The 23,235-nt window shown below is 56.3% G+C and carries 21 protein-coding genes and 1 pseudogene; 4 read left to right on the forward strand and 18 right to left on the reverse strand.

The genetic code is table 11. The features are described 5' to 3' along the window. Positions 1-385 precede the first annotated feature (385 nt). Positions 386-880, forward strand: a complete 495-nt coding sequence (locus IY73_RS00990) for a phosphoribosyltransferase (protein ID WP_053961423.1) — start codon at positions 386-388, stop codon at positions 878-880. Positions 881-1,101: 221 nt separating this feature from the next. Here IY73_RS00990 and rpsO read toward each other — a convergent pair whose 3' ends face one another. The 7 genes from rpsO to rbfA form a co-directional block, all read right to left on the reverse strand. Next, positions 1,102-1,371: a 30S ribosomal protein S15 gene (gene rpsO / locus IY73_RS00995; protein WP_053961424.1), complete on the reverse strand. Its 270-nt coding sequence runs from the start codon at positions 1,369-1,371 to the stop codon at positions 1,102-1,104. A gap of 197 nt (positions 1,372-1,568) precedes the next feature. Beyond that, positions 1,569-2,558, reverse strand: coding sequence for a bifunctional riboflavin kinase/FAD synthetase (locus tag IY73_RS01000; RefSeq protein WP_237023741.1), 990 nt, complete (start codon positions 2,556-2,558; stop codon positions 1,569-1,571). Positions 2,559-2,634: 76 nt separating this feature from the next. Continuing rightward, positions 2,635-3,585, reverse strand: coding sequence for a tRNA pseudouridine(55) synthase TruB (truB, locus tag IY73_RS01005; protein ID WP_053961426.1), 951 nt, complete (start codon positions 3,583-3,585; stop codon positions 2,635-2,637). A gap of 5 nt (positions 3,586-3,590) precedes the next feature. Beyond that, entirely contained in the window at positions 3,591-4,373 is a 783-nt protein-coding gene (locus IY73_RS01010) for a 4'-phosphopantetheinyl transferase family protein (protein ID WP_053961427.1), read from the reverse strand. Between the two features lie 8 nt (positions 4,374-4,381). Then, a complete protein-coding gene (locus IY73_RS01015; RefSeq protein WP_053978681.1) occupies positions 4,382-5,734 on the reverse strand; it encodes an MATE family efflux transporter in 1,353 nt (450 codons plus the stop codon). 2 nt (positions 5,735-5,736) lie between these two features. After that, on the reverse strand, positions 5,737-6,744 hold the full coding sequence (locus tag IY73_RS01020) for a DHH family phosphoesterase (RefSeq protein WP_053961429.1): 1,008 nt from the start codon (positions 6,742-6,744) through the stop codon (positions 5,737-5,739). Between the two features lie 37 nt (positions 6,745-6,781). After that, a complete protein-coding gene (gene rbfA, locus IY73_RS01025) occupies positions 6,782-7,231 on the reverse strand; it encodes a 30S ribosome-binding factor RbfA (RefSeq protein ID WP_053961430.1) in 450 nt (149 codons plus the stop codon). A gap of 269 nt (positions 7,232-7,500) precedes the next feature. On the opposite strand from rbfA, the gene IY73_RS01030 reads away from it, so the two are divergent. Beyond that, the gene (locus IY73_RS01030; protein ID WP_053978682.1) at positions 7,501-8,772 is read left to right on the forward strand and encodes an MFS transporter; all 1,272 of its coding nucleotides are present in this window, start codon (positions 7,501-7,503) and stop codon (positions 8,770-8,772) included. Positions 8,773-8,892: 120 nt separating this feature from the next. Here IY73_RS01030 and IY73_RS01035 read toward each other — a convergent pair whose 3' ends face one another. From IY73_RS01035 to IY73_RS01050, 5 genes are all read right to left on the reverse strand, one after another. After that, complete coding sequence (locus IY73_RS01035) at positions 8,893-10,224, reverse strand: MFS transporter (RefSeq protein ID WP_053978683.1); 1,332 nt, start codon at positions 10,222-10,224, stop codon at positions 8,893-8,895. A 483-nt stretch (positions 10,225-10,707) separates the two neighbouring features. After that, the gene (gene infB / locus IY73_RS01040; protein WP_053978684.1) at positions 10,708-13,578 is read right to left on the reverse strand and encodes a translation initiation factor IF-2; all 2,871 of its coding nucleotides are present in this window, start codon (positions 13,576-13,578) and stop codon (positions 10,708-10,710) included. 134 nt (positions 13,579-13,712) lie between these two features. Continuing rightward, positions 13,713-13,994, reverse strand: a complete 282-nt coding sequence (locus tag IY73_RS07980) for a YlxR family protein (protein ID WP_082345273.1) — start codon at positions 13,992-13,994, stop codon at positions 13,713-13,715. 107 nt (positions 13,995-14,101) lie between these two features. Beyond that, positions 14,102-15,118, reverse strand: coding sequence for a transcription termination factor NusA (nusA, locus tag IY73_RS01045; protein ID WP_053978685.1), 1,017 nt, complete (start codon positions 15,116-15,118; stop codon positions 14,102-14,104). Positions 15,119-15,121: 3 nt separating this feature from the next. Next, on the reverse strand, positions 15,122-15,718 hold the full coding sequence (locus IY73_RS01050) for a ribosome maturation factor RimP (protein ID WP_053961435.1): 597 nt from the start codon (positions 15,716-15,718) through the stop codon (positions 15,122-15,124). Between the two features lie 117 nt (positions 15,719-15,835). On the opposite strand from IY73_RS01050, the gene IY73_RS01055 reads away from it, so the two are divergent. Next, positions 15,836-16,339 (forward strand): hypothetical protein, encoded by a 504-nt coding sequence (locus tag IY73_RS01055; protein ID WP_148565037.1) that lies wholly within the window; start codon positions 15,836-15,838, stop codon positions 16,337-16,339. Continuing rightward, positions 16,339-17,031: a ferritin-like domain-containing protein gene (locus IY73_RS01060; RefSeq protein WP_053978687.1), complete on the forward strand. Its 693-nt coding sequence runs from the start codon at positions 16,339-16,341 to the stop codon at positions 17,029-17,031. The genes IY73_RS01055 and IY73_RS01060 overlap by 1 nt, the downstream gene beginning before the upstream one ends. 103 nt (positions 17,032-17,134) lie before the next feature. Here IY73_RS01060 and IY73_RS01065 read toward each other — a convergent pair whose 3' ends face one another. From IY73_RS01065 to IY73_RS08500, 6 genes and pseudogenes are all read right to left on the reverse strand, one after another. Next, on the reverse strand, positions 17,135-18,868 hold the full coding sequence (locus IY73_RS01065; RefSeq protein WP_053978688.1) for a proline--tRNA ligase: 1,734 nt from the start codon (positions 18,866-18,868) through the stop codon (positions 17,135-17,137). A gap of 128 nt (positions 18,869-18,996) precedes the next feature. Continuing rightward, positions 18,997-20,481 (reverse strand): MFS transporter, encoded by a 1,485-nt coding sequence (locus tag IY73_RS01070; RefSeq protein ID WP_053961439.1) that lies wholly within the window; start codon positions 20,479-20,481, stop codon positions 18,997-18,999. Continuing rightward, positions 20,474-21,253, reverse strand: coding sequence for a uroporphyrinogen-III C-methyltransferase (gene cobA, locus IY73_RS01075; protein WP_053978689.1), 780 nt, complete (start codon positions 21,251-21,253; stop codon positions 20,474-20,476). The genes IY73_RS01070 and cobA overlap by 8 nt, the downstream gene beginning before the upstream one ends. After that, positions 21,250-22,122, reverse strand: a complete 873-nt coding sequence (locus IY73_RS01080; RefSeq protein WP_053978690.1) for a hypothetical protein — start codon at positions 22,120-22,122, stop codon at positions 21,250-21,252. The genes cobA and IY73_RS01080 overlap by 4 nt, the downstream gene beginning before the upstream one ends. Beyond that, entirely contained in the window at positions 22,116-22,727 is a 612-nt protein-coding gene (cobO, locus tag IY73_RS01085; RefSeq protein WP_053978691.1) for a cob(I)yrinic acid a,c-diamide adenosyltransferase, read from the reverse strand. Before cobO ends, IY73_RS01080 begins: the two co-directional genes overlap by 7 nt. 275 nt (positions 22,728-23,002) lie before the next feature. Continuing rightward, positions 23,003-23,233: pseudogene (locus IY73_RS08500) on the reverse strand (magnesium-chelatase subunit D); the annotation flags it as partial. Positions 23,234-23,235 lie beyond the last annotated feature (2 nt).

Raw genomic sequence — 23,235 nt, forward strand, 5'->3', positions numbered from 1 at the left:
CCCACACCCCGACACAGCTCATCTGTTTCTCGTCTTATGCCACGTCAGAAAGGATTTTGTGAAGAGAATAGGTCCGACAACCACCACCGAGGACCGTTCACACGTAGGTCAGCTCCAATGGGTTAGCCTCAAGCAGGCTTTAGTGACACTCCTAGTGTAGCAAATCCCGAGGTAGCACATATAGTAGTCGTGTCGTGGGCGCGCTCCTGGCCGTTGATATGCTGCAGGTCACCTCTCCCCTATTACGTCCCTCGGGTCTTTTCCGGCATACTAGAACCTAACAATCGATGTGATTCTGGCGTACATGACACGGCGGAATTATCACGCGGAGACCGTGCTTCCTCCCTACCCCCCGAGAAACGCACCACACCAGAAAGGCTACACCGTGACCGATACGTCGCCTGATCGTGAAGTACTGACGTGGGAAGGATTTGGTTCCGCCTCTCGTGAACTTGCACAAATGGTTGCCGATGATGGGTACCGGCCTGACCTCATTCTCTCTATCGCCCGCGGGGGACTCTTTGTCGCAGGTGCCTTGGGCTACGCCCTCGATGTAAAGAACCTCCACGTGATGAACGTGGAGTACTACACCGGTATAAACGAACGGCTCGATCTCCCCGTTATGCTCCCTCCAGTTCCGAAGCCGGGCATGCTGCAGGGCGCTCGTGTGCTGATCACCGATGATGTTGCTGATACCGGTGCTACACTTCGATTCGTCTACGACTTCGTGCACGAATACGTCGCTGATGTACGCTGCGCGGTGGTCTTCGAAAAGTCTCACTCCACGGTAAAGTGCGAATACGTGTGGAAGCGCACCGATCGGTGGATCAACTTCCCGTGGTCGACCCTGCCGCCCGTGGAGTTCCCCGACGGCATCTAATTTCTGCCGATAACGAACCTGTGGCCCTGTTCCTCTCCCTGGAGTAGGGCCACTTCCTTATTGTCGTTGTCGCCTACCTGCGTGTGGTGTTTCCACCGCTTGGTCTTTTCTACCCGTCCACTGACACCTGCTCACAAAAAAGCCCCTCTCCTGGGAAACACTTCCACAGAAAGGGGCTTAGATGCACTGAACGTCAGCTACGCCTCGTCTAATAACGCATGCTAGCGGCGCAAACCAAGACGCTCAATCAGGGAGCGGTAGCGCTCAATGTCGACATCTGCAAGGTACTTAAGCAGACGCTTGCGACGACCAACGAGGAGCAGCAGGCCACGGCGCGAATGGTGATCGTGCTTGTGAACCTTGAGGTGCTCGGTGAGGTCAGAGATTCGCTTCGACAGGAGGGCCACCTGGGCCTCCGGGGAACCGGTATCGGTGTCATGCAGACCGTACTCGGCGAGGATTTCCTTCTTCTCAGCGGACGAAAGGGCCACGAGATAACTCCTTGTTTTTCAGTGTCGTGTATTAATAGAGCCTCTCCCCTTAACAGCAGGGGGAAGATGGTGCACCGCCACGAACCACAGTGAACACCGAGCTGTCAGTCTATCAGGAGACAGCACAAAATTGTGAAATCCCCGCAGCAGCATGCCCCTACAGGCACTGCTGCGTTACGCCCCCGTAGCGATGCCCACTACCACAGTTCAGTCGGGGGAACGGCGGAGTCCTCCAGGATCTCTCGTGTCTTCGCCACATCGCGATGCATGTGCTCCAAGAGATCATCAACGGAGTCAAACTTTTCCATTCCACGCACTCGATCGACAAACTCGACAACCGCGTATCGGTGGTAGAGGTCAGCGTCCTCGTCAAGAACGAAAGCTTCAACGGTGCGGACCGCCCCGTCAAAGGTGGGATTTGTCCCTACCGACACCGCCGTGGGGTACCACTTCTGCGGCTCGATCGTGCCCTCTACCGGGCCTTCATCAACGATGGCGAACCAGCCGGCATAAACGCCATCGGCCGGGAGCGCAATATCACTAGCAAAGCTGATATTGGCAGTGGGGAAACCTAACTGGCGCCCGCCTCGGCCGGCTCCATGAACCACTTCCCCTTCTACTCGTGGGAGGTGGCCAAGCGCCTGGATAGCATCCCTAATGCGAGAATCTGCCAGCGACTGTCGGATGTAGGTACTGGACACGGTATGCCCGTCTTCTTTGAGAAGGGGAACAATCTCGGTGGTGAAACCGTACTCCTCCCCCAACTGGGTAAGAACCTCCGGGGTGCCCGCGGCACGTGCACCGAAGGTAAAGTTCTCTCCCACCACAACATGCTCTGCGTGGAGCCTATCTACCAGCACTTCTTTCACGAAGTCTGCAGGAGCCTGGCCAGCACGTTCCGGGGTAAAGCTGAGGACGACAAACTCATCGATCCCGATTTCATGCGCCAGCTGGGCACGGAATTCGAGAGTAGAAAGTCGGAGGGGAGCAATACCTTTACCCACCACTGAAGAGGGATGGGGGTGGAAACTGAGCATGAGAGAGGTGATGCCATGCTTCTCCGCGTAGTGGGCGGCAGCTGTCGCCAAACGAGCGTGTCCCCGGTGGAGCCCATCAAAAACCCCAATGGTGACAACGCTAGGGCCACGGTCGAGCGGATAGTTTTCTACGCCTTGCCAAATATGCACATTACCAGGGTAATGGGTGAGAGCCGATGGAGGGAATTGAGGAAGCATCGACAAAGCCCAACGAAACGGTAAACAACTACTGCAAGGTGGCTGGGCGCGCGACAAAAACAGACCGTACAGTCCCCGGGTCTGCCTTCGCAAACGTCTCTTCTAGCAGTGCAATTGTGTGCCCCTCTGGGTCAACCCCAGCATAGATTCCGGGGAGACCAGCAGGAGCGATACGCTGTCCCAATGCCACTTTGGTCGCTTCCTCAGCTGAAAGATGACGAGTATCTCTCCCCATGCATGTAGCAGTGTCCAGGTCGAGGGTAAGGTGGGCCCGCTCCCCTGCGTCGATTGCGGCTTTATATTTCTCCAGGGGCTGCGCCCATGACAGGTCGAAGGCCCCGACTCGCGTACGTCGCAATGCAGCGAGATGTGCATGCAGCCCTACCCGTGCGGCTAGATCGCGGGCAAGAGCCCGCACATAGGTGCCGGCTGAACAGCTCACCATAGCGTTGAGCTGCCACCACCCCTCGGGAGTGCGATGGATGTCCGACAAGGAAAACTCATCCACATGGATCGGGCGTGCCGCCAGTTCAACGGACTCTCCCCGCCGTACACGCTCGTAGGCGCGCACCCCTTGAACTTTAATTGCCGAGACGGCAGAAGGAACCTGCTGACTATCGCCTATGAACTGGGCTGCAGCATCGTGCAGTTGGGTTTCGGTGAGAGCGTCCAAAAGCTCGGGAGCATCCGTAGCACACACCTCACCCTCCGCATCTTCTGTAGAGGTCGCCTGGCCGATCACGATAGTGGCCTGGTAACTCTTCGATTCCTGCAGAAGGAACGGCAGCAGCTTTGTGCCCCGCTCAATTCCCACAACGAGCACACCGGTGGCAGCAGGATCGAGGGTGCCGGAGTGACCGACGCGACGGGTGTGGAAAGCCCTTCGCAATACAGAAACAACATCATGGCTGGTCATACCGGCGGGTTTATCAACGACGACAAGTCCAGAGTCAGCCAAGGAAACAGGACGACGAGACATGCCGCTTAGTCTACCTGTGGGGCGGGAAGAACCAACGCAGTGACAATGAGCCCCTCCTCCACCACCCACACCCCGCTGCATTCTGCGAATTCCATGCACTGTGGGGAGGTGTCCTCATAGAGCGCCAGTACCTGCTCTTCAACTCGTGCAGTAAAACGTCCCGAACCGGAAAGATAGGTTGTCGTCTCAGATGTCTTTGCGGTAACGCTGTCCACGATGAGATTCAGCTCTGCGTCCTCAAATCCTAGCCAGGCACCAGTAACCGGATACCAGGCTTTGTAGAGGGCTTCCTTTGCGGAAAAAAGTACCGTGTCAAGGGGAAGATGAGCAGCTTGTTGGCTGAGGTGCTGCCGTTCACCTGGACTGGCAATTGACTCCAGCACATCGGGAGGCAAAGGTCCGGCACGTTCGGCATCGAGACCTAATGTCAGAACCCGATCGGTCGTCGCGACGAGTGCGCATTGGAATCCATGTGTGTGTGCCAAGGCTCCGCACACCCCAACAGGCCATAGTGGCGCGCGTTGTTCATCGCGGAGAAGATCCACACGTGGGTAACCAAGTGTGCTGAGCAGCTCGTGAGCGAGGAGACGTGTTCGTGCAAATTCCCATTGACGGCTGGGAACGGCTTGTGCTACGAGCTCTCTCTCTGCTGGGAGGAGCTGGGCAAGCGCTTCCGCAGCGGCGGCCGAAGTAGCGGTGAAATCTTCGTCATCGCAGAAGCAGTTTCCGTTCACCCCGTGACCAAGATGAGAAACAAGCTGATAGAAAGTATAAAGGTGCTGGCTCATGATAGTGCTTACTTTAAAGCATCAGGTGTTCCATATATAAGCCACTTCCCACGTCGCTGTCGGATAAGCCCTGCGACTGCTCTCACAACAATGAAAAGAACGAACCCGCTCCACAGCCCAGCCAACCCCCAGTGCATGCTGTAGCTCAGCCAAATCATCGGAAGATAACAGCCAAATGCGGCGGCTGCGGTGACATTGCGGAGAAATGCAGCATCCCCTGCGCCAAGAAGGACCCCATCACATGCAAACACGGCACCTGCCACAGGAAGCAAGCACACCATAAACCACCACGGGATAGACGCTTGTGTGAGCACTGCTGAGTCGTGGGTGAAGATTTTCGGAATCACACTGTGCAACGCCGCATAGGCGAAAGCGATAACCGTCGCGAAAAGTGTCCCACTCACCACAATCTGTCGTCCCAGCCGACTTGTCTCGGTAGTACGCTGCGCACCGAGAGACTCCCCCACCAATGACTGTGCAGCAATCGCAATCGAATCGAGGAGGAGGGACGTAAACACCCAGATTTGCCACACAATTTGATGAGCTGCGAGTGTCTCCGCCCCGATACGCGCAGCTACCGCCGAAACGGAAAGAAAGCACACCTGGAATCCAAGAGACCGCACAATTAGGTCTTTACCCATATGGAGCTGTTCACGGACGACCGACCACTGCGGTTTCCAGGACAGCTGATACTGCCGGGCTGTTCGAATCAGTGCAACTAAGAAAAGTAGCCCCGTAGCTGATTGTCCTACGACGTTGGCCCACGCGGAACCATGCAGACCGAGCGCGGGTAAACCCCACCAACCGTAGATAAGGGCTGGGCACAAAACTGCAGATAAACCGAAGCCGATAACAACGAAAATGGGAGGACGACGGACCTCTTGGACACCTCGCATCCACCCATTTCCCGCCATGGACAACAGGATAAAAGGAACTCCCCCTAATGCGATACGCAGCCACAGCACGGTATCGGAGGCTAATTCACCGCCGCCGGTGAGGAGCTGAGCAATGGGCTCCAGAAAAATCTGCATAATAACGAGGATGCTGACGCCTACTAGGAGAGCGAGCCAGCTTGCCTGTACGCCCTCTTGACGGGCAAGCCTCGCCTCGCCAGCCCCATAGAATCGAGCAGATCGTGCCGTTGTCTCGTAGGACAGAAATGTAAGCTGTGACGAAACAACTGCCAGAACTGTGCCGCCAGCAGCGAGTGCTGCTAGTTCGACTGCTCCCAGATGACCAACTAGCGCAGTATCAAAGAGTACATACAGCGGTTCTGCGGCAAGGACAACGAGTGCAGGGAGTGCTAGCCGCAAGAGATCAGGAATGAGGTGCTGTGACAAGTGCTGAGACGGGGTAGGCATCGCTAGTTCAGTGCCCGATGTCCGTCGTGCAGAGGTGGGTCACTCAGTATGATAAGAATTTTCTCGAGCACCTCTGCCAACGTGCTCTGCACGGTGAAACCAGCGGCCCGGCGATGCCCTCCGCCTCCAAGATGGCGGGCAATTTCCGCGGCATTGACGAGACTCCGCGAACGGAGAGATCCGGTCCATGTTCCGGGTGTCATCTCCCGCACGACCAAGGCGATTTCTGCTTCTGCAGTAGTACGGACCACCTCGATGAGAGCTTGTACGTCTTCGGGACGAGCGTGACGGTAAACGTCATAAGGGACTGTGGCGTAAACCAAGCCTCTTCCCTTTCCTGCATCCTGAATTAAGGTGGCTGTCTGTAAGACTGTTGCAAGCAGCTCAAGGTAGCTGAAGGGGCGGGTGTCCAGGAGTTGGCGAGTAAGGGTATCCGAATCGATTCCCGCTTGTACGAGGCGTGCTGCATCGCTGTGTGCCCGTGGGCTTCCCCAGTGAAACCCGCCAGTATCGGTAAGGAGACCAGCAAAAAGGCACTGTGCGATATCTTTGGTGAGCTCTAGGTCAAGTTCATCTAGTACATCCAACACGAGCTGAGCTGTCGCATCTGCACGGGGAATGATCACGCTATGGGTGCCAAAGCCGTCATTAGATCGATGATGATCAAGAATGAGGGTATAGGGCACTTTCTCGGCAAGATGGTGCAGTTCTCCCATACGATCAGCAGAACCACAATCCACGACAACCACAAAATCCAGATCATCAGGCATCTCATTGGGACGCACAATACTCTCCGCACCGGGCAGGATCTGTAGTGTTTCTGGAGTGCGGTCAGGGCGTGCGAAACTCAGCCAGGCTTCTTTCCCCATAAGATGGGCGATATGCACGACTGCCAGACCTGAGCCGATAGCATCAGCGTCAGGATTAACGTGCGCAATAACAGCGATTCGGTGGGCGTGGTTTGCAAAGAGGCGGGCTGCTTCAGCGATCGTAACGTGCTGCGCGGTCACGCGTCTCCTTCCTGGGGTGATACACCCTCGCTCTGAATTAGTCGTCAGAATCGACGTCTTCGTTGTCCCGGTAGGGGTTTGCTTCGCCAGCAGGTGAGGCTCCTTCCCGCGCCTTTGCAGTAGCAGCATCAGCAGCACGCGCTTTTGCCAGTAGCTCCTCCATGCGGAGAGCAGCATCGGGAACGGTGTCAGCTTCGAAGCGCAACGTGGGTGTAAACCGAACTCCAGTGCCCTGCCCGACCAAAGTACGCAGCTGGCCTTTGGCCTTATTAAGTGCAGCAGCTGCGGCATTCACGTTAGGAGTCGCATCCAGCGTTTCTCCCCGTACCGTGTAATAGACCGTAGCATCGTGGAGGTCTCCGGTTAGCCGCACGTCAGTGATAGTGACGTATTGCAGGCGAGGGTCTTTAATTTCTCGGTCAATCGCGGTAGCCACGATCTCACCGATACGCTTTGCGAGTCGGCGCGTACGGGGCGATGATGCCATAAGGCCCTCCTCTGACGAAGTATGCCGCTACACGGTACACGGCATGACAGTGTGTGACGTACCTTTCGAGAATACCCAATAACGGGGTGAACAGGTGAGGCGGCTCCCTCGAATGCGAGAATAAGGGGAAGCTGACATATTGCCAAGTTTTGGGGAACGGTACCCACTTAGCCATCCTGATTTCGTCTCAACTGTGAAAAACAGCTTCTGCCAAAGCACATTTGACTAAGTTCAATAGGGAAAGCCAACCATTCCATGAGGAGACTACTGTGACGGTCGATACCGCTATTATTCCCGAACTCCGCAAGTCTCGTATCTCCGCTGCCTGCGCATTCGGCGTTCACGCCATGCTGCTGGTGGCGTTGGTGACGTCTTTGCCGAGCCTAGTTCCCATCCTCGGGCTTGAACTCCGCCATGTCGCGTATATCGTTCTCGCTCTCTCCATTATTGCTGCAGTGGGTTCTACCCTCATGACCTTGGTCGCGAAGCGTACCTCCTCTGCATTCTCCATTCGTATCGCACTGGGGATGCTGGTTGTTTCTGGCCTGTTCCTCGCGTTTACCCCTGCCGCTGCAGAAAATGCCCGTCTGCCCTTGTTCTGCGTCTCTATCCTGATCTACGGGCTCTCTGTCGGTTCTATCGATGCTACGACCAACATGCAGGCCGTGGCTATTCAGCGCCGCTACGGACGAGTTATTCTCAACTCCTTCCACGCCATTTGGTCAGTGGGTGCCATCGTCGGCTCCTTGCTGGTGTCCGCAGGCCAAGCGATTGGCGATATGGCCGGATTCGGCCCTCATAAAAGTGCTGCCGGGGATGTAGTTTCTGATCCCTACCTCTACCCGCGCTACATGTGGACGATGATTACGGTAGTCCTCATCCTCGCCGTTGTAAGTCTCATCATCTCTCCGAAGATGCTCGAGTACGGCCGGGAGAAAGACTCCCTAGTCGATGACCAGGGCAACAAGATTAAGTTTGCCGCACCGATGAAGGCCTTTGCCGCTCTCTGTGCTGCCATGGCGTTCTTCTACGCCATCGACTTTGGTATTCAGAACTGGTCCCCACTCTATTTGGAACAGCTTCTCGAGGCAGATAAAGCCACTGCACCCCTGGGTGTTACGGTCTACACCATCTTTGGTCTGATCGCCCGCTCACTCGCTGATCGCGTCGTCAACAAGCTTGGCGAGGTCAAAACTCTCGCACTGGCTGCGGTTGTCTCCATCATCGGTATGATCGTCGTTCTCACAGCTTCGAACGCCATCGTCGCTGTGGTTGGCTTTGCGATTGTGGGTTGTGGTGTTCCGATCACCGCCCCGCTGTGCTTCTCCACTGCCGGATACATGGTTCCTATCAACCAGATGGACGAAGCTGTCGGCCGGCTTAACCTTTTCAATTACGCTGGTACCGTTTTCGGCGGCGGCATTGTCGGTTTGATCGCTGGCGACAACCTGAAAATCGCCATGATCTTCCCCTTGGTGATGGCAGTTTTGCTTCTACTGACCTCGCCGTCGTTTAAGAAGCCCGACGTTATTGTTGACTAAAGCACACGAGCTGCACCGCAGCCCGCATTGCTTACAACTTCATAATGATGTCCCCTCCGGACTCATCCGGAGGGGACATCATTATGGGAAAACTCAAAATGGAATTAGTTAGTTCGTCTCTTACTTGAGAACATCCGTGAAGGTAATGTTACCAACATCCACAGTATCGCCTTCTTCGACAGCTTCCAGGTCAGTGGGACGACGGAAGAAGGGCGACAGGCAAACAAGTGCGACACACATCACGAGGGGGAAAAGCATTGCTACCTTCATATCACCCTGCGAGATGAGACCAACCACACCGCCGCCTAGCAGAGTACCGATGTAGTTGAAGAGGTTGAGGCGCCCAATAGCTTCGTCGAGCTGTTCCATTGGCACCAGGTAGCCGGCAGTGGAGAAGCACAGCGGGGCGGTGATCGGAACACCACAACCCACAATCGCAAAGCCAACCACAGCGACGATCGGAGACTTGGCGAGTAGGACGATGACCAAGCCAATAAGGGAGATAATAGCGGCAACAAAAAGCGTCTTGCTTTCACCGAAGCGGCGAGCCAGCCGGTCAGCAACGATACGAGCGATCATCCCGAGAACCATGTAGCAGGAGAGACCCAACGGGGCAATGGCCTTATCGGCGTGCTCGATATCCGTCAGGAAGACGGCGGACCAGTTCTGAATACCGAAGTCAATGGTGTAGAAGAAGACCATGGCTGCACAGAGAGCGGCAAAGATCTTCATCGGCGGGTGGAACTTCTTCTTCACCTCAGCACTGGTCTCATCCTCTTCGTGACCGTACTTCAACATCTTCGGGGAGATGATGAAGATAACAATGGTGAGGAGGATGATGAGGGTCACCATTGTCCACATGTAGCGCTGATAAAGGTAGGGATCGCCGTCAGCGGTGGGACCGAATCCCATCTTTCCGGCAACCCACTGGCCTAGAGAAACTACGAGGGAGCCAACGATGGCACCGGCCGACCACACTGCGTGGAAGGAGTTGAGAATAACTCGTCCGTAGCGACGCTGGATAGCCACGGCCTGCATGTTAGTGGTTGCATCAAGTGCACCCACGGCAAACCCATAGAAGATCGTGCAGATGATAAAGACGGGGAGCTTAGAGTTACCGGGGGATGCAGGGCCAAAGGTGAGGCCGAAACTGGCGAGAATAAGTAGTGCGAGTGCGACACGAATAGCGAAGGCACTGGAAGTCTTACTAGCAACAATGGTAATAACGACAGAACCCGCTGCAGAGAAAGCTGAAAGAGCGAGAACGACGAGAGCGATCTTAGAAGCTGAGATACCCAGCAGGGGCATAAGAGAGGGCAGAGAAGTTAGCAGAGCCACCATCAGCATGGCCTGAATAGCAAAAGCTACGGAGTCCGCAGCGCGTGCTTTCTTCAGTTCGGGGGTGATAGTGGACAGGGCTAACGGATCCGCGTTCTTGGTGAACAAAGACATCAACGTCTCCTTTGGGCGAATTACTAACCTGCACTCACACTATGACTCTTACGTTCCCCTTATTTTTTGGCCCTCTAAAACCTTTCTAAGCGTCTGAGAACTTTCTTAATTTCTTGCTCTGCAATACCCTTTTACATCAATGTGAAGCGCGTCACTATGCGGAATTATTGGAAGATTAGGACAAGTCTCGTCTCACATAACCCGAAGATAGCTTGGGGTTTAGTTAGATACTCCGAATAAGTATTTCCACATGATGAAATTGAGGTAGTTTTGGGTAAATAATGGTGAACGTCTCTGACACAACAAAAAACTTTTTCACAATTTACGCATCTACCCCCATATTTCACCCCCATTTTTACCCCCTTCGCTACCCCCGTGGCTACCTTTCGCCATTTTTTGCCACTTCAAACGGTAAAAGAGGCTCCCTTCCCGCTAGAAGAAGGGAGCCTCTTGTTACGTACTATTTACACGTGTAACGCAAAACTAGTCGCGTGGCTTCTCGACAATTTCGTAAACCTCGATAATGTCATCAACCTTAATATCGGAATATCCAACTGTCAGACCACATTCGAAACCTTCACGAACCTCTGTCACATCATCCTTTTCACGCCGTAGCGAGTTTACAGATGTCTCCGGACAGACAACATTGCCATCTCGCACAACACGAGCCTTAGCATTGCGCCGGACAATTCCGTCCTTAATCATGCAGCCAGCGATCGTACCAACCTTGGAAGACTTGAACAGTGCACGAATCTCGGCATGGCCAATGACATGCTCTTCGTAGATCGGTTTGAGAAGACCCTTCAGAGCCTTTTCCACTTCATCAATAGCCTCATAGATGACGGTGTAGTAACGAATCTCCACACCTTCACGGTTGGCGATCTCCGTGGCCTTACCCTCGGCACGGACGTTATAACCAATGATGACGGCATCAGAAGCTTGCGCCAGCATGACGTTCGTCTCCGTCACAGCACCAACACCACGGTCAATGATGTTGAGCTCAACTTCGTCGTCAACCTCAATCTCCAGCAACGACGACTCAAGAGCTTCGACCGTGCCAGAGTTGTCACCCTTAAGGATGAGGTTGAGCTTCGACGTCTCCTTCAAGACCTCGTCGAGATCCTCCAAACTGACGCGCTTACGAGTCTTGGCTGCCAGTGCGTTGCGTTTGCGTGCGTCACGTTTCTCGGCAATCTGCCGGGCAATACGGTCTTCTTCAACGACCAGGAAGTTATCACCTGCACCGGGGACACTCGTAAAACCAAGCACCTGCACTGGCCGAGAGGGCTTTGCTTCCTCGAGGTCGTTACCGTATTCATCAACCATACGACGCACACGGCCATAGGATTCACCAGCGACAATCGAGTCGCCAATATGCAGAGTACCGCGCTGCACCAGCACCGTTGCCATCGGTCCACGACCACGGTCAAGGTGAGCTTCAATAGCGACACCCTGTGCCGGCATATCCGGATTGGCCCGCAGATCAAGCGTGGCATCAGTGGTCAGCAGCACAGCTTCCAGCAGCTTATCGATATTGACACCATGCTTGGCATCAATTTCGACGAACATCGTCTCGCCGCCGTATTCTTCCGGTACCAAGCCGTATTCAGTCATCTGGCCACGGATGCGCTCGGGGTTTGCAGACTCTTTGTCAATCTTGGTGATGGCCACCACGATCGGAACGTCTGCAGCTTTGGCGTGGTTGATGGCTTCCACTGTCTGCGGCATGACGCCGTCATCAGCGGCAACCACAATGACCGCCAAGTCTGTCGACTTAGCACCGCGTGCACGCATAGCCGTGAATGCTTCGTGGCCAGGGGTATCGATAAACGTTATGACACGAGTACGTCCATCCATCGGAAGACGCACCTGGTAGGCACCGATGTGCTGGGTAATACCACCGGCTTCGCTCTCACCAACATTGGTGCGGCGAATAGTATCCAGCAAGCGGGTTTTACCGTGGTCAACGTGGCCCATAATGGTGACCACCGGCGGGCGACGCTTGAGTTCATCATCGTCACCGGCATCCACACCGAATTCGAGGTCGAAGGATTCGAGCAGTTCGCGATCCTCGTCCTCAGGGCTGACCACCTGTACCTTGAAGTTCATCTCGTCGCCGAGGAGCTCCAGGATATCGTCCGACACGGACTGGGTAGCCGTTACCATCTCACCGAGGTTGAACAGCACCTGTACCAGAGATGCCGGATTGGCATCGATCTTCTCTGCAAAGTCAGCGAGGGAAGCACCGCGGGAAAGGCGCACAACTTCGCCATTTCCCTTGGGAAGCCGCACACCGCCCACTGAGGGCGCCTGCATTGCTTCATACTCTTGCTTCTTCTGTCGCTTCGACTTCTTTCCACGACGAGGTGCGGCACCCGGACGGCCAAAAGCCCCTGCAGTACCACCGCGACGGCCTCCACGACCACCACGGAAACCCCCATTGCCAGGTCCATTACCGGAACTCGCTTGTCCTGCGGGACCACGGCTACCGCCGCCGAATCCGCCACCGCGACCGCCACGGCCGCCAGCTGCAGGAGTCGGCGCCTCAGCAGCACCAGAATGGCGTGGCATGGCTGTAGGGGTGGGGAAACGGCCGGAACGACGGTTCTCGCTGCCGCGGTTACCGCGGTTGTTGGAAGAGCGTCCACCCTGACCACCAGCACGTCCACCCTGGTTCTTCTGACCTCCCTGGCCACCTTGGGCTCCAGGGCGAGGACCAGGACGGCCACCACCTGGACGCGGCATCGGCCGCGGAGCTGGCTGCTCATCGGGGGTGGAGAAGGGGTTATTAGCGACGTGCGGACGACGTGCGGCAGCCTTCGCGGCAGCTGCCGGCGAAGGACGCGGTGCTCGCGGTTTCGCAGCTGCACCAGGCTTCGGAGCCTTCGTCGTCTTTGCCGCATCCTTGGCGACAGCAGCAGGACTTGGTTTAGCAGCGGTCGTGGCAGACTCTTCTGCTGCTGTACTTGTACTGGGGGAAGCGGGCTTCGGGGCCGGCTTCTTGGGAGCAGCCGGCTTGGCGCTCACCTTCGTGGAGGCAGCGGCTGGCGTGTCGCTAGCGGCTGCAGCACTAGCTGCAACGGTTGGTTTAGCTGCGGGCTTCTTAGCTGCGGGCTTCTTCGCAGCAGCGGGGGTAGCGGTATCAGCAGCCTTCTCCTTTGCAGGCTGCGGGGTCGCTTCTGCTTGGGCAGCTTTTTCAGCAAATTGTTTGCGGATGCGACGCGCGACCGGAGCTTCCACTGTGGAGCTCGCGGATTTTACGAATTCGCCCTGCTGATTCAGGGTCTCTAGAAGTTGTTTGGATGTTACTCCGAGCTCTTTTGCTAGCTCGTGAACACGGGCCTTTCCAGCCACTTTTCTCCTCACTCAGAGGTCAAGCGCCGAAAAGGTGCTCGACCTCAATGGTTACTGTGATTGCCGTTCATCGGAGGGACTTCACGGTGTACTCATCAGCGGTCGGTCTCACTTTCATATCTGTTGATGGGATGTCACTCTACCGAGTGAACATTTCCATCCGGGGTGCTGCACCATGCTGATACTGCCTGAGTCGCAGTATCGGTGTTCAGCAGTCCTTGCACACGTAAGGCTCGATGGAATGCGTGACGCTGCAGTGCGAGTTCGTATACTTGCTGATCAGGCAAGATCCATGCTCCCCTACCAGGCAGCACGGCTCGCGGGTCAAATACTAACTCGGTGCCGTCAGCAGTGCGCCTACTGACAAATCGCCACAGGGTCGAGCACTCTCGTCGTTCCCGCGTTACAATGCACATTCGGGTGGGACGATGAACCTTACGTATAGCCACAGGCTATTGTATCGAATTCCGTGGTAAATCCCCGAATTCGAGGAGCTGGGCGCGGCGCACACCGTACGCGAACGTTAGGCTTCCGCACGCTCCGGTGGCTCAGTGGACACACCATCTGACCGGATATCGATACGCCAACCTGTCAGACGGGCCGCCAACCGAGCATTCTGCCCTTCTTTACCAATGGCTAGCGACAGCTGATAATCAGGCACAATGACGCGAGCAGCCTTCGTTTCCTCGTCCAACACCGTCACTGACAGCGCTTTCGCAGGAGAGAGAGCATTACCCACGAAAACGGCAGGATCATCATCCCAATCAACAATGTCGATCTTCTCCCCACCCAGTTCGCGCATGACGTTCCGGACACGCTGTCCCATCGTGCCGATGCAGGCACCCTTAGCGTTAATACCCTCCTTGAGGGAACGAACTGCGATCTTCGAGCGGTGACCTGCTTCACGCGCGACTGAGGTGATCTCAACCTCACCGGCGTCGATTTCAGGAACTTCCAGACGGAATAGTTCACGCACCATATTGGGGTGAGTCCGAGACAGCAGAATCTGCGTGCTGCTTGTTCCTCGCCGTACACCGACAACGAAGCACTTCAGCCGGTCGCCATGGTTGTAGTGCTCACCAGGCACCTGCTCACTCGGAGCGAGAATACCTTCCTGCGAATCCATTTCCGTACCCAGCTGCACGACGACCATACCACGCTTATTAGCAGCCGCGTCGCGCTGTACGATACCGGCGACAATCTCGCCCTGCTGTGCAGCATACTGGCCATAGGTGCGATCATTCTCCGCATCACGGAGCCGCTGTAAGATAACCTGTCGGGCGGTGGTCGCGGCAACGCGGCCAAAGTTATTGGGGGTGTCGTCATACTCCGAAATAATGGCCCCGTCCTCATCAAACTCTTTGACCAGGACGGTGACAGCACCTGTCTTTTCGTTGATATCAATAGAAGCGTGTGGCTGGTGGCCTTCGGTATGGCGGTAAGCGCTCAAAAGGGCCTGACGGATGGTTTCGATCATGTCTTTGACCGGAATACCTTTTTCGGCTTCAATCATCCGCAGTGCGGCCAGATCAATATTCACTTGTTACTTCCCTTCCTGGTGGGTGAGCGCAGCGAGTTTCTCGTCGTCCATAGCAATCTCCCAGTCCACATCAGAGGGCTCGGAGAATTCAAAGTCAATCATGGCCACAGTAATGGTGGCAAAAGGCACCGTGTGTACGGCGATACGTTTAGGGTTGATACGTTGCCCCTTCTTCACAGGCGGGGCGGTAACAATCACCACTGCATCATCACTGACAGTACCGATACGGCCCTGCAGAGAGGCACCATCTGTCTTTTCGATCGTTACCAGAGAGCCGCGATTACGCTGCCACTGCCGAAAACGTGTCAAGGGACGGCCAAGCCCGGGACTGGTAACTTGCAGCAGATAGGGGGCAGAGTCTTTATCGTGCTTATCGAGTTCCTGGGAGAGAATCTCGGATAGCTCCACGATGGTCTCAAGAGAGGGGCCGAGTTCAGAATCGTCGTCAACGCAGATCTCAATCACGCGCTGACCATCTTCCCGCCGGAACAGAACATCAATAAGCTCAGCATGGTGCTCGCTGAGCACAGGGCTAACGATGTCTGCCACGGCATCTTCGGTGGCGAGGCTACGGGCCTCATCAGACGAGGAGTGGGGCATTCTGCCTTCTTTCGATTGTGTCACTGTCTCCAGGATACCCACCTTGGGGGTGAAGTTCGCATTTTTTCTCTCAACCCGACACACAGTTCCGCCGGGGACTCTGGCACAATAAGTCGCGTGACTATAGATGAGCAGCGCCTAGCTAGTGTGTCGGCAGGACACCCCTCCAATTTCGGAAAATATCTCTGCAATCGTCGTCAGTTCCTGTTGGGGGCGGTCGCATTTGGTCTAACTCCTGTGGTAGCGGGATGTACGCAAGGCCGGCAGAACACTGTTGACCCCCTCTACCAACTACTCGCTAGCGCACAGAGCGACGTTGCTGCCGCACGCTCCCTACGCTCGTCCTCCGCACACGTGAACGATGTCATTACGGTACGCAAAGCACATATTGCGGCACTCCAAGCTGAAATTAGCCGTCAAGAAAAACTCTGGAAAAAGCCGGCAACACCCTCTTCATCCGCACCTCACACGGTGGGCTCGCTGAAAAAACTACGCCGACACCTCACGGATGCCTCGCAGGAAGCACTCACGGTGGTTGCTTCGAGCGCAGGGTACCGCGCCGGTCTGGCAGGAAGCATCGCCGCCTCCTGCAACGCTCTTGCTAAGGTGGTGCTCTCCTGATGCTTTCTGATACGGATGCTCGCGCTTTGGGGGATGCGCTGCGGAGTGAATACGCTGCCATTTTCGGCTATGGAGTCGTGTCTGCATACATCTCCGGTGCACGCAACAGCTCTATTGCTGAGGTGTGGTCCGCTCATCGCTCACGCCGTAATCGCATTATCCATCTCATCGAATCTGCCGGCGAGAAAGCTCCTCTGCCGGAGGTGGCGTACACCTCTCAGGACAAAGTGTGGGACAACCTCACCGCTATTCAACTGGCTGCTCATATTGAAGATGGCTGTTCCGTCGCCTGGTCGCGGGCACTACAGCAGTGCACCACCCCAGAGTCCCGCAAACTCGCTATGCAAGCCCTCCTACATACTGCAGAATGGAACGCCCGCTGGCGAATGGCTGCCGGGATGTCCCCGGCCATTAATCCACTTCCTGGGCTTCGTCGACTCGATGATAAGCATGTCAAGGAAGTGGATCCTGGCGATGCTCCCTCCCCAACTACTCCAACCAGCCCATCGACGAGCTCCCCAGAGACCACCGACAACACTGTCTACACCTCCTCCACGAATGACAACATGTCGCGCTGGTACTACAACGATCAATACTCCTCTACGGCCCCCTACCCTACGGATGTCACAAGCTCTCCGTATAGCGGGACCAGCCAACCCACTACAGAAAACTACAGCGGTACGAGCCATTAACACATGGCCTAGACCACTGCCTCACTGTCGGCTCGTCGACCCCACATACTGCCAAAAATAACTGGGACGCCCCTAGCGGGCGCCCCAGTTATCGTCATGATAGTTATCGAGCGGTCAGTGCATCTAGCGCAGCAACCGGCTCCATCTCCTCTGACTCACCAGTCAAGCGATTACGAAGCTCAACCTTTCCGTTGGCCCAGCCGCGTCCGATAACAAGGACACGCGGCATACCCAACAGTTCGGAGTCTTTGAATTTCACACCGGGTGATGCCTTACGGTCATCCAGTAGTACCTCGAGACCGGCGGCAGACAGTTGCTCAGCCATTCCCGCAGCAGCCTCTGCCACTCCCTCGGCTTTATTGGCGACAACAACATGCACGTCCCACGGTGCAACTTGCGCTGGCCAGCGCAAGCCCTTCTCATCATGGAACTGTTCAGCAAGCACAGCAACAAGACGAGATACGCCAATGCCGTACGATCCCATTGTCACCCGCTGGGGCTTGCCGTCCTCTCCCAACACATCGAGTTCGAAAGCATTAGTGTACTTGCGTCCCAACTGGAAGATATGCCCAATTTCGATACCGCGCGCGAGCGTCAGTGTGCCATGCCCATCCGGCGCCGGATCTCCCTCACGGATCGTCGCAACATCAAGGACACCTGTGGGGGTAAAGTCTCGTCCCACCACTGCATGAAGACGGTGCACATCGGGTCGACCACCACCGACCACCCACGCTGTACCGGCGGCGGCGCGGGGGTCCACACAGTAGGCAATGTCATTATCGAGCAGTTCGAGCGGACCGATATAGCCCTTCTTAATGAAGGGGTACTTCTCGAAGTCTTCCGCCTCGAATAGTTCCACCTCAGTCGGATCAAACGCAGCTTCCAAGCGCTTTTGATCGAGTTCACGGTCACCTGGAATGCCAATGCCCAGTGGTACCCATTCTCCCCCGGGTTCGCGAGTCTTCACCATCAGTGTCTTGAGAGTCTGATCGGCGGCAATCTCACCATGACCAGCCTGTTGTAGACAGCTGACAAGCTCGTCGATGGTCCCCGCACCTGGAGTGAGAACATCTTCCATCTCGGGTTGCCCGTCAATAGGCTGTGCGGCCGGTGCAGGAATACGCACCGCCTCCACATTGGCGGCATAGTCTGAGCCGGTAGAACGTACAAAGGTGTCCTCACCGGCAGGTGAGACCGCAAGGAACTCTTCGGAGGCGGACCCTCCCATTGCCCCAGACATGGCGGTACAAATGACGTAATCAATCCCCAGACGATTAAAAATGCGCTGGTAAGCACCACGGTGTGCCTGGTAGGCAGCTGCTAGACCCGCGTCATCGACGTTGAAAGAGTATGAATCCTTCATTACGAATTCTCGGCAGCGGAGAAGACCAGCACGAGAACGTTCCTCATCGCGATACTTTGTCTGGATTTGGTAGAGCACCAACGGCAGGTCTTTATAGGACGTACACTGGGACTTCACTGTGAGGGCGAAAAGCTCTTCGTGAGTGGGGCCCAGGAGGTAGTCGGCACCTTTACGATCTTTCAGGCGGAACAACGCAGAGCCATATTCAGTCCAACGATTGGTGGTCTCATAGGGTTCGCGCGGGAGCAAAGCCGGGAGCTCGATCTGCTGGGCTCCAATTCCGTCCATTTCCTCCCGAACAACCTTTTCAACGTTGCGGAGCACCCGTAGGCCAGCGGGCAGCCACGAGTAAATGCCCGGGGCGACACGGCGGATATAACCGGCACGAACAAGCAGCTTATGGCTGGCTACTTCTGCGTCGGCGGGGTCTTCTCGGAGAGTACGCAAAAAAAGCGTCGACATTCTGGTGATCACAGACAGTTAGCCTAGTCCTTTTGGCCAGTTGACACACGTTAGGCTGCCAATGCCTACAACCATATGTGGGAAGACTAGTGGCGCCCCAAGCTCACACCAAGCCCGCTAAGGCTAGATCGGCTTAAACATTAGGGAAGATCGTTCGCAGCCTCGTTGGCCTTCTGGCCTTCAACTACTTCCGGAACAGTGAACCGGACAAAGAGCACACTCAAGATTCCCATGAGGACAGCCAGGCCCAGACAGACAAAGAGGGTGAGGAGATAGCCCTCACCCAAGGCATGCAGCTGGGTGGCATTCATCGCCGTAATGGGAATATCCGCTCCACCGTGATGCCGGGTATAAGTCTGTGCAAGTGCGCCAGCAAACGTGAGTCCGATCGGCCCGCCCAAGGTCTGCGCCACAAGAGAAATAGCCGTGAGCGGACCAACATCGATAGGTTTCACCCCCGCAACCACAGAGAGGGTCAGAGCGATGCTCACCAAACCTACACCGTATCCAATGACGATGGTGGGCGGGAAGATATTGGCCCAGAAGCTGGACTGCTCGTTAATGGTGGTGCCCCATCCGAAGCCAATCACCATGAACATGCAGCCGGCCACAATAATCCCCCGAGGTGCCCACTTCATGGACACCTTTGATGCGGTACCGGCACCAAGGGCGAGTGCAAATGCGAACGGGATGAAGGCGAGCCCCGCGTGCAGCGTTGTGTACTTCAAGATGGTTTGCACATAAAGCGCCACGAACACCGCAACGGTCGTCATGATTGCGCCGAGTAAGAAAATTGCGACGAACGTAAAGACGCGGTCCCGGCGCTCAAAGAGATTGAGGGGAAGTACTCCATTGGTGGTGCGCTTCTGAGTAATGAAAAAGGCACCGAGAGCGGCGATCCCCACCAGAAGAGCGGTAATAACCAGCGGGTTCTTAAGCCCAGAACCGGCGTGGGTGAGACCGAAAACGATAGCAGCTGATCCGAGAGTGGCCAGAATCGCACCCCGTACATCCAGGGGCACTCGCTGTCCCTGTACTGGGCTCAATGCAAAGCGCCCAGCGACCACAATAAACACACCGATGGGCACGTTAATGAGGAAAATCCACTCCCACGAAATCGTTGTCAATGCTCCACCGATGATGAGGCCGAATACTGAACCGAGACCGGTCATTGCTGACCATACAGCAAATGCCTGGTTACGAGCCTTTCCAGGAGGATAGGTCACGACAATGAGGGCCATACCGGAGGGCGAAGCTACCGCAGCTCCCAACCCCTGTAGGACTCGGGCCAGAATGAGCATGAGTGGCCAGCGAGCGAGGCCACACAGTAGCGAGGCGACAGTAAAAATACCGACGCCAATGAGGAACGCACGCTTGCGTCCCAAAACATCCCCAATACGTCCGCCGAGAAGGAGAAGCCCGCCGTAGGCCAAAGCGTAGGCGGTGATGACCCAGGAGCTGGCTGATTCAGAGAGACCCAACTCCCGTTGGATGGGAGCAAGAGCAAGGTTAACGACGGTGCCATCGACCACCACCATGAATTGGAGGAGAGAGAGCACCAAAAGCGGGAGACCGAATACGGTCACCTTCTCCTGAGTCGTAGCAACCTGGGGAGTATCAGTCATGGGGGAACTCCTTCGCAGGGGTTTCTAACGTGTCCAAGGTGAGGCGGGAAACATCGCCCACCACGATAATGGCCGGTACAGAAACCCGATTACTCACTAGACTATCTGCCATTTGTTCCAAATCGCCATTTACCACTGCCTGCGTGGTATGAGTTCCCTGCGAAATAGCACAGATTGGAGTACCTTCCGCGCGTCCTGCGGCGAGAAGCGCCTGAGCAATTTCAGCGCTCCGCTTTACTCCCATGAGGATGACAAGTGTTTCCGCACTCCGCGCTAACGCCTGCCAGTCGGGGTCAGCGTCTGCGGAATGCCCAGTGACGATGGTGACCGCCTGCGCCACTCCCCGGTGGGTAACGGGGATACCTACACTTGCCGGCACTACTAGGGCAGAGCTAATACCAGGAATGATGGCGACGGGAATGCCTGCGGACTGGCAGGCGAGAGCTTCTTCCCCACCACGGCCGAAGAGGAAGGGGTCTCCGCCTTTCAGACGAGCTACCGTCTTTCCCTCTCCAGCTGCCTCCACTATCCGCTCGTTGATGTCGTGCTGGGTAACGCTGTGGTCTCCTGGATGGTAAGGAGTCTTCCCGACCTGAATAATTTCCGCCTGCTGAGCATGCTCCAGCACCACAGGGTTGACCAGCCGATCCACAAAAACCACATCTGCGGCAGCAAGTGCGTCGACCGCCGCCAAAGTGAGGAGGCGGGGGTCTCCGGGGCCGGCGCCGACCAGAATGACACGACCGGTGGATGGATGAGAAGGAGAGGTCATGCGTTTCCTTCGCGGGGCCGGAGGTAGTGTTGGGCTGCACGGACAAAGCGCCGAGCCACGGCTGGTCGTGCCACCGGGTGGGTGTGTAGATAGCTGGCATAGATAGTGGAACTTACCCATCCTTCAGCAATGACGTTCTGATTGTCGTAACTCTCCCACTGCCAGGCTGTATTCAGGCGCCGCCGGGCTGCCGGCGCTGTGATGCACGTTCGGTGGAATTCGTGTCCGCTAATCTGCTCGCCTGGGCGGAATGCCCAGGAGGCGCCAGTACACGTTGCCTCCCGATACCCCATGGTCAGTTGTTCACTGAAGGTTGTATGGCAGGGAAGAACACCTGCTAGGGGTGTTCCGTCGAGTGCCGCGGAAAGGTACACTAGCCCCGCGCATTCAGCCCAGATTGGCAAACCTGCGGTAGCGGCAGCTCGAATACTCGCCAACAGCGTGCGGTTCTGGGTGAGGTCGGGGAGGTGTTCTTCGGGGAAGCCTCCAGGGATGAGGAGTTGCGCTACATGGGCGGTGGAACCGAAGGGAATCCGTGGGGCGTCTGCGGCGAGATTCATCCGGCCGTCGTAGAGGCCTATCACACCTTCCACAAGCGCAAGTCGGTGTCCTTCCGCTCCATAACGGTAGAGAGGAAGAATAGCATCTTCGCCACACAGGACAGGGTCGAGATTGCGGGAGGGCTGCCCACTTGCCACCTGGTGGTAACCAGGGTCGATGTAGTCGGGGCCGACTTTGAATCCACCGACACTACCGTTGGGAGCATAAAGATTCCGAAACGCGCGCAGAAGACCTGCAGTAACAAGAGTCTTCCCAAAGTGTGATTGCATACCGGCGATAACAAGGCCCGGCGCAACTGGGCTTACCATTCGATCCCTTTTTGCCCACGTCGGCCCACATCCATGGGGTGTTTAATTTTCTCCATAGAGGTGACGAGATCGGCGGTGGCGATGAGTTCCGCGGGTGCTCGTCGGCCGGTGATAACAACGTGCTGTTTCCCTGGGCGCTGCTGTAGCGTGTCGATAACTTCTGCACTATCGACCCATCCACGTTCGAGCACATAGGTGAACTCATCAAGAAGGTAGAACCCATACTCTTCGGCAGAAAGGCGACGGGCAATTTCCGCCCAGCCGGCTGCTGCTGCTGCGGGATCGTCATCCTGGTGGTGTCGAATCCACGACCAGCCACTTCCGAGTTTGTTCCAGTCGACGGGAGCACCCCGCCCGATGTCATCGTGGAGTGCTCCGAGTTCTCGGAAAGCGCTCTCCTCTCCTACTTTCCACTGGGGGGATTTCACGAATTGGAAGACTGCCAGGGGGATACCCGTGGTCCAGGCGCGCAGTGCCATCCCGAATGCCGCTGTGGATTTTCCCTTTCCGTCACCGGTGAATACCACAGTGGTGGGGAGCTGGCGTCGTTGGCGGGTGGTGAGTCCGTCAGTGGGGGCGGGTTGGGCAAGCTGCCCCTGGGGCATCGTCGCCTTCTATTCTGCTGGTAGTCCGTCACTGAAGAGAGACTGATACAGCGGGCACCTGCCACCTCTGCAAGGCGTTGTGCCAGACCCAGCCGGATTCGGCCTTCTTCACAATCTACTACCAGGGTACTAGCCGGAAGCCCACGTAACTGCTGTGCCACGGTAAGGGCCTCTTCGCGTGGCGAGTACCCTGGGTAGCTGGAGACGGTAGCCCGCCCATCGGTGAGGATGACAAGGGCTAAGGCGATGCCGTCGTCTTTGGCGTGTTCCCGGTTGAGAAGGGAGACAGCCTGGCGCAGAGCTCCTGCAAGTGGGGCGCATCCTCCCACAGTGAGGGTGTCGAGGGCCGTTGCCGCCCGATCGAGCGAGCGGGTGGGGGGAAGGACCTCCCGTCCTTCTGCTCCCTGACAGTCAATAAGGGCAACTTTGTCTCGATGTTGGTGAGCGTCTGTCAGGATGTCTCCCATGAGGGTACGTACGGCGGAGATCCTGGTTCGTGCGGCCATTG

The sequence above is a fragment of the Lawsonella clevelandensis genome, assembly GCF_001293125.1.
Classification (GTDB): domain Bacteria; phylum Actinomycetota; class Actinomycetes; order Mycobacteriales; family Mycobacteriaceae; genus Lawsonella; species Lawsonella clevelandensis.

Excerpts from the sequence above, each read along its gene's own strand:
- truB (WP_053961426.1), bottom strand. The coding sequence starts at position 3,585 with ATGTCTCGTCGTCCTGTTTCCTTGGCTGACTCTGGACTTGTCGTCGTT.
- IY73_RS01050 (WP_053961435.1), bottom strand. The coding sequence starts at position 15,718 with ATGCCCCACTCCTCGTCTGATGAGGCCCGTAGCCTCGCCACCGAAGAT.
- IY73_RS01035 (WP_053978683.1), bottom strand. The coding sequence starts at position 10,224 with ATGTCTTTGTTCACCAAGAACGCGGATCCGTTAGCCCTGTCCACTATC.
- cobO (WP_053978691.1), bottom strand. The coding sequence starts at position 22,727 with ATGCCCCAGGGGCAGCTTGCCCAACCCGCCCCCACTGACGGACTCACC.
- rbfA (WP_053961430.1), bottom strand. The coding sequence starts at position 7,231 with ATGGCATCATCGCCCCGTACGCGCCGACTCGCAAAGCGTATCGGTGAG.
- IY73_RS01070 (WP_053961439.1), bottom strand. The coding sequence starts at position 20,481 with ATGACTGATACTCCCCAGGTTGCTACGACTCAGGAGAAGGTGACCGTA.
- IY73_RS01015 (WP_053978681.1), bottom strand. The coding sequence starts at position 5,734 with ATGCCTACCCCGTCTCAGCACTTGTCACAGCACCTCATTCCTGATCTC.
- IY73_RS01080 (WP_053978690.1), bottom strand. The coding sequence starts at position 22,122 with ATGGTAAGCCCAGTTGCGCCGGGCCTTGTTATCGCCGGTATGCAATCA.
- IY73_RS07980 (WP_082345273.1), bottom strand. The coding sequence starts at position 13,994 with ATGTGCATTGTAACGCGGGAACGACGAGAGTGCTCGACCCTGTGGCGA.
- IY73_RS01010 (WP_053961427.1), bottom strand. The coding sequence starts at position 4,373 with ATGAGCCAGCACCTTTATACTTTCTATCAGCTTGTTTCTCATCTTGGT.
- cobA (WP_053978689.1), bottom strand. The coding sequence starts at position 21,253 with ATGACCTCTCCTTCTCATCCATCCACCGGTCGTGTCATTCTGGTCGGC.
- IY73_RS01060 (WP_053978687.1), top strand. The coding sequence starts at position 16,339 with ATGCTTTCTGATACGGATGCTCGCGCTTTGGGGGATGCGCTGCGGAGT.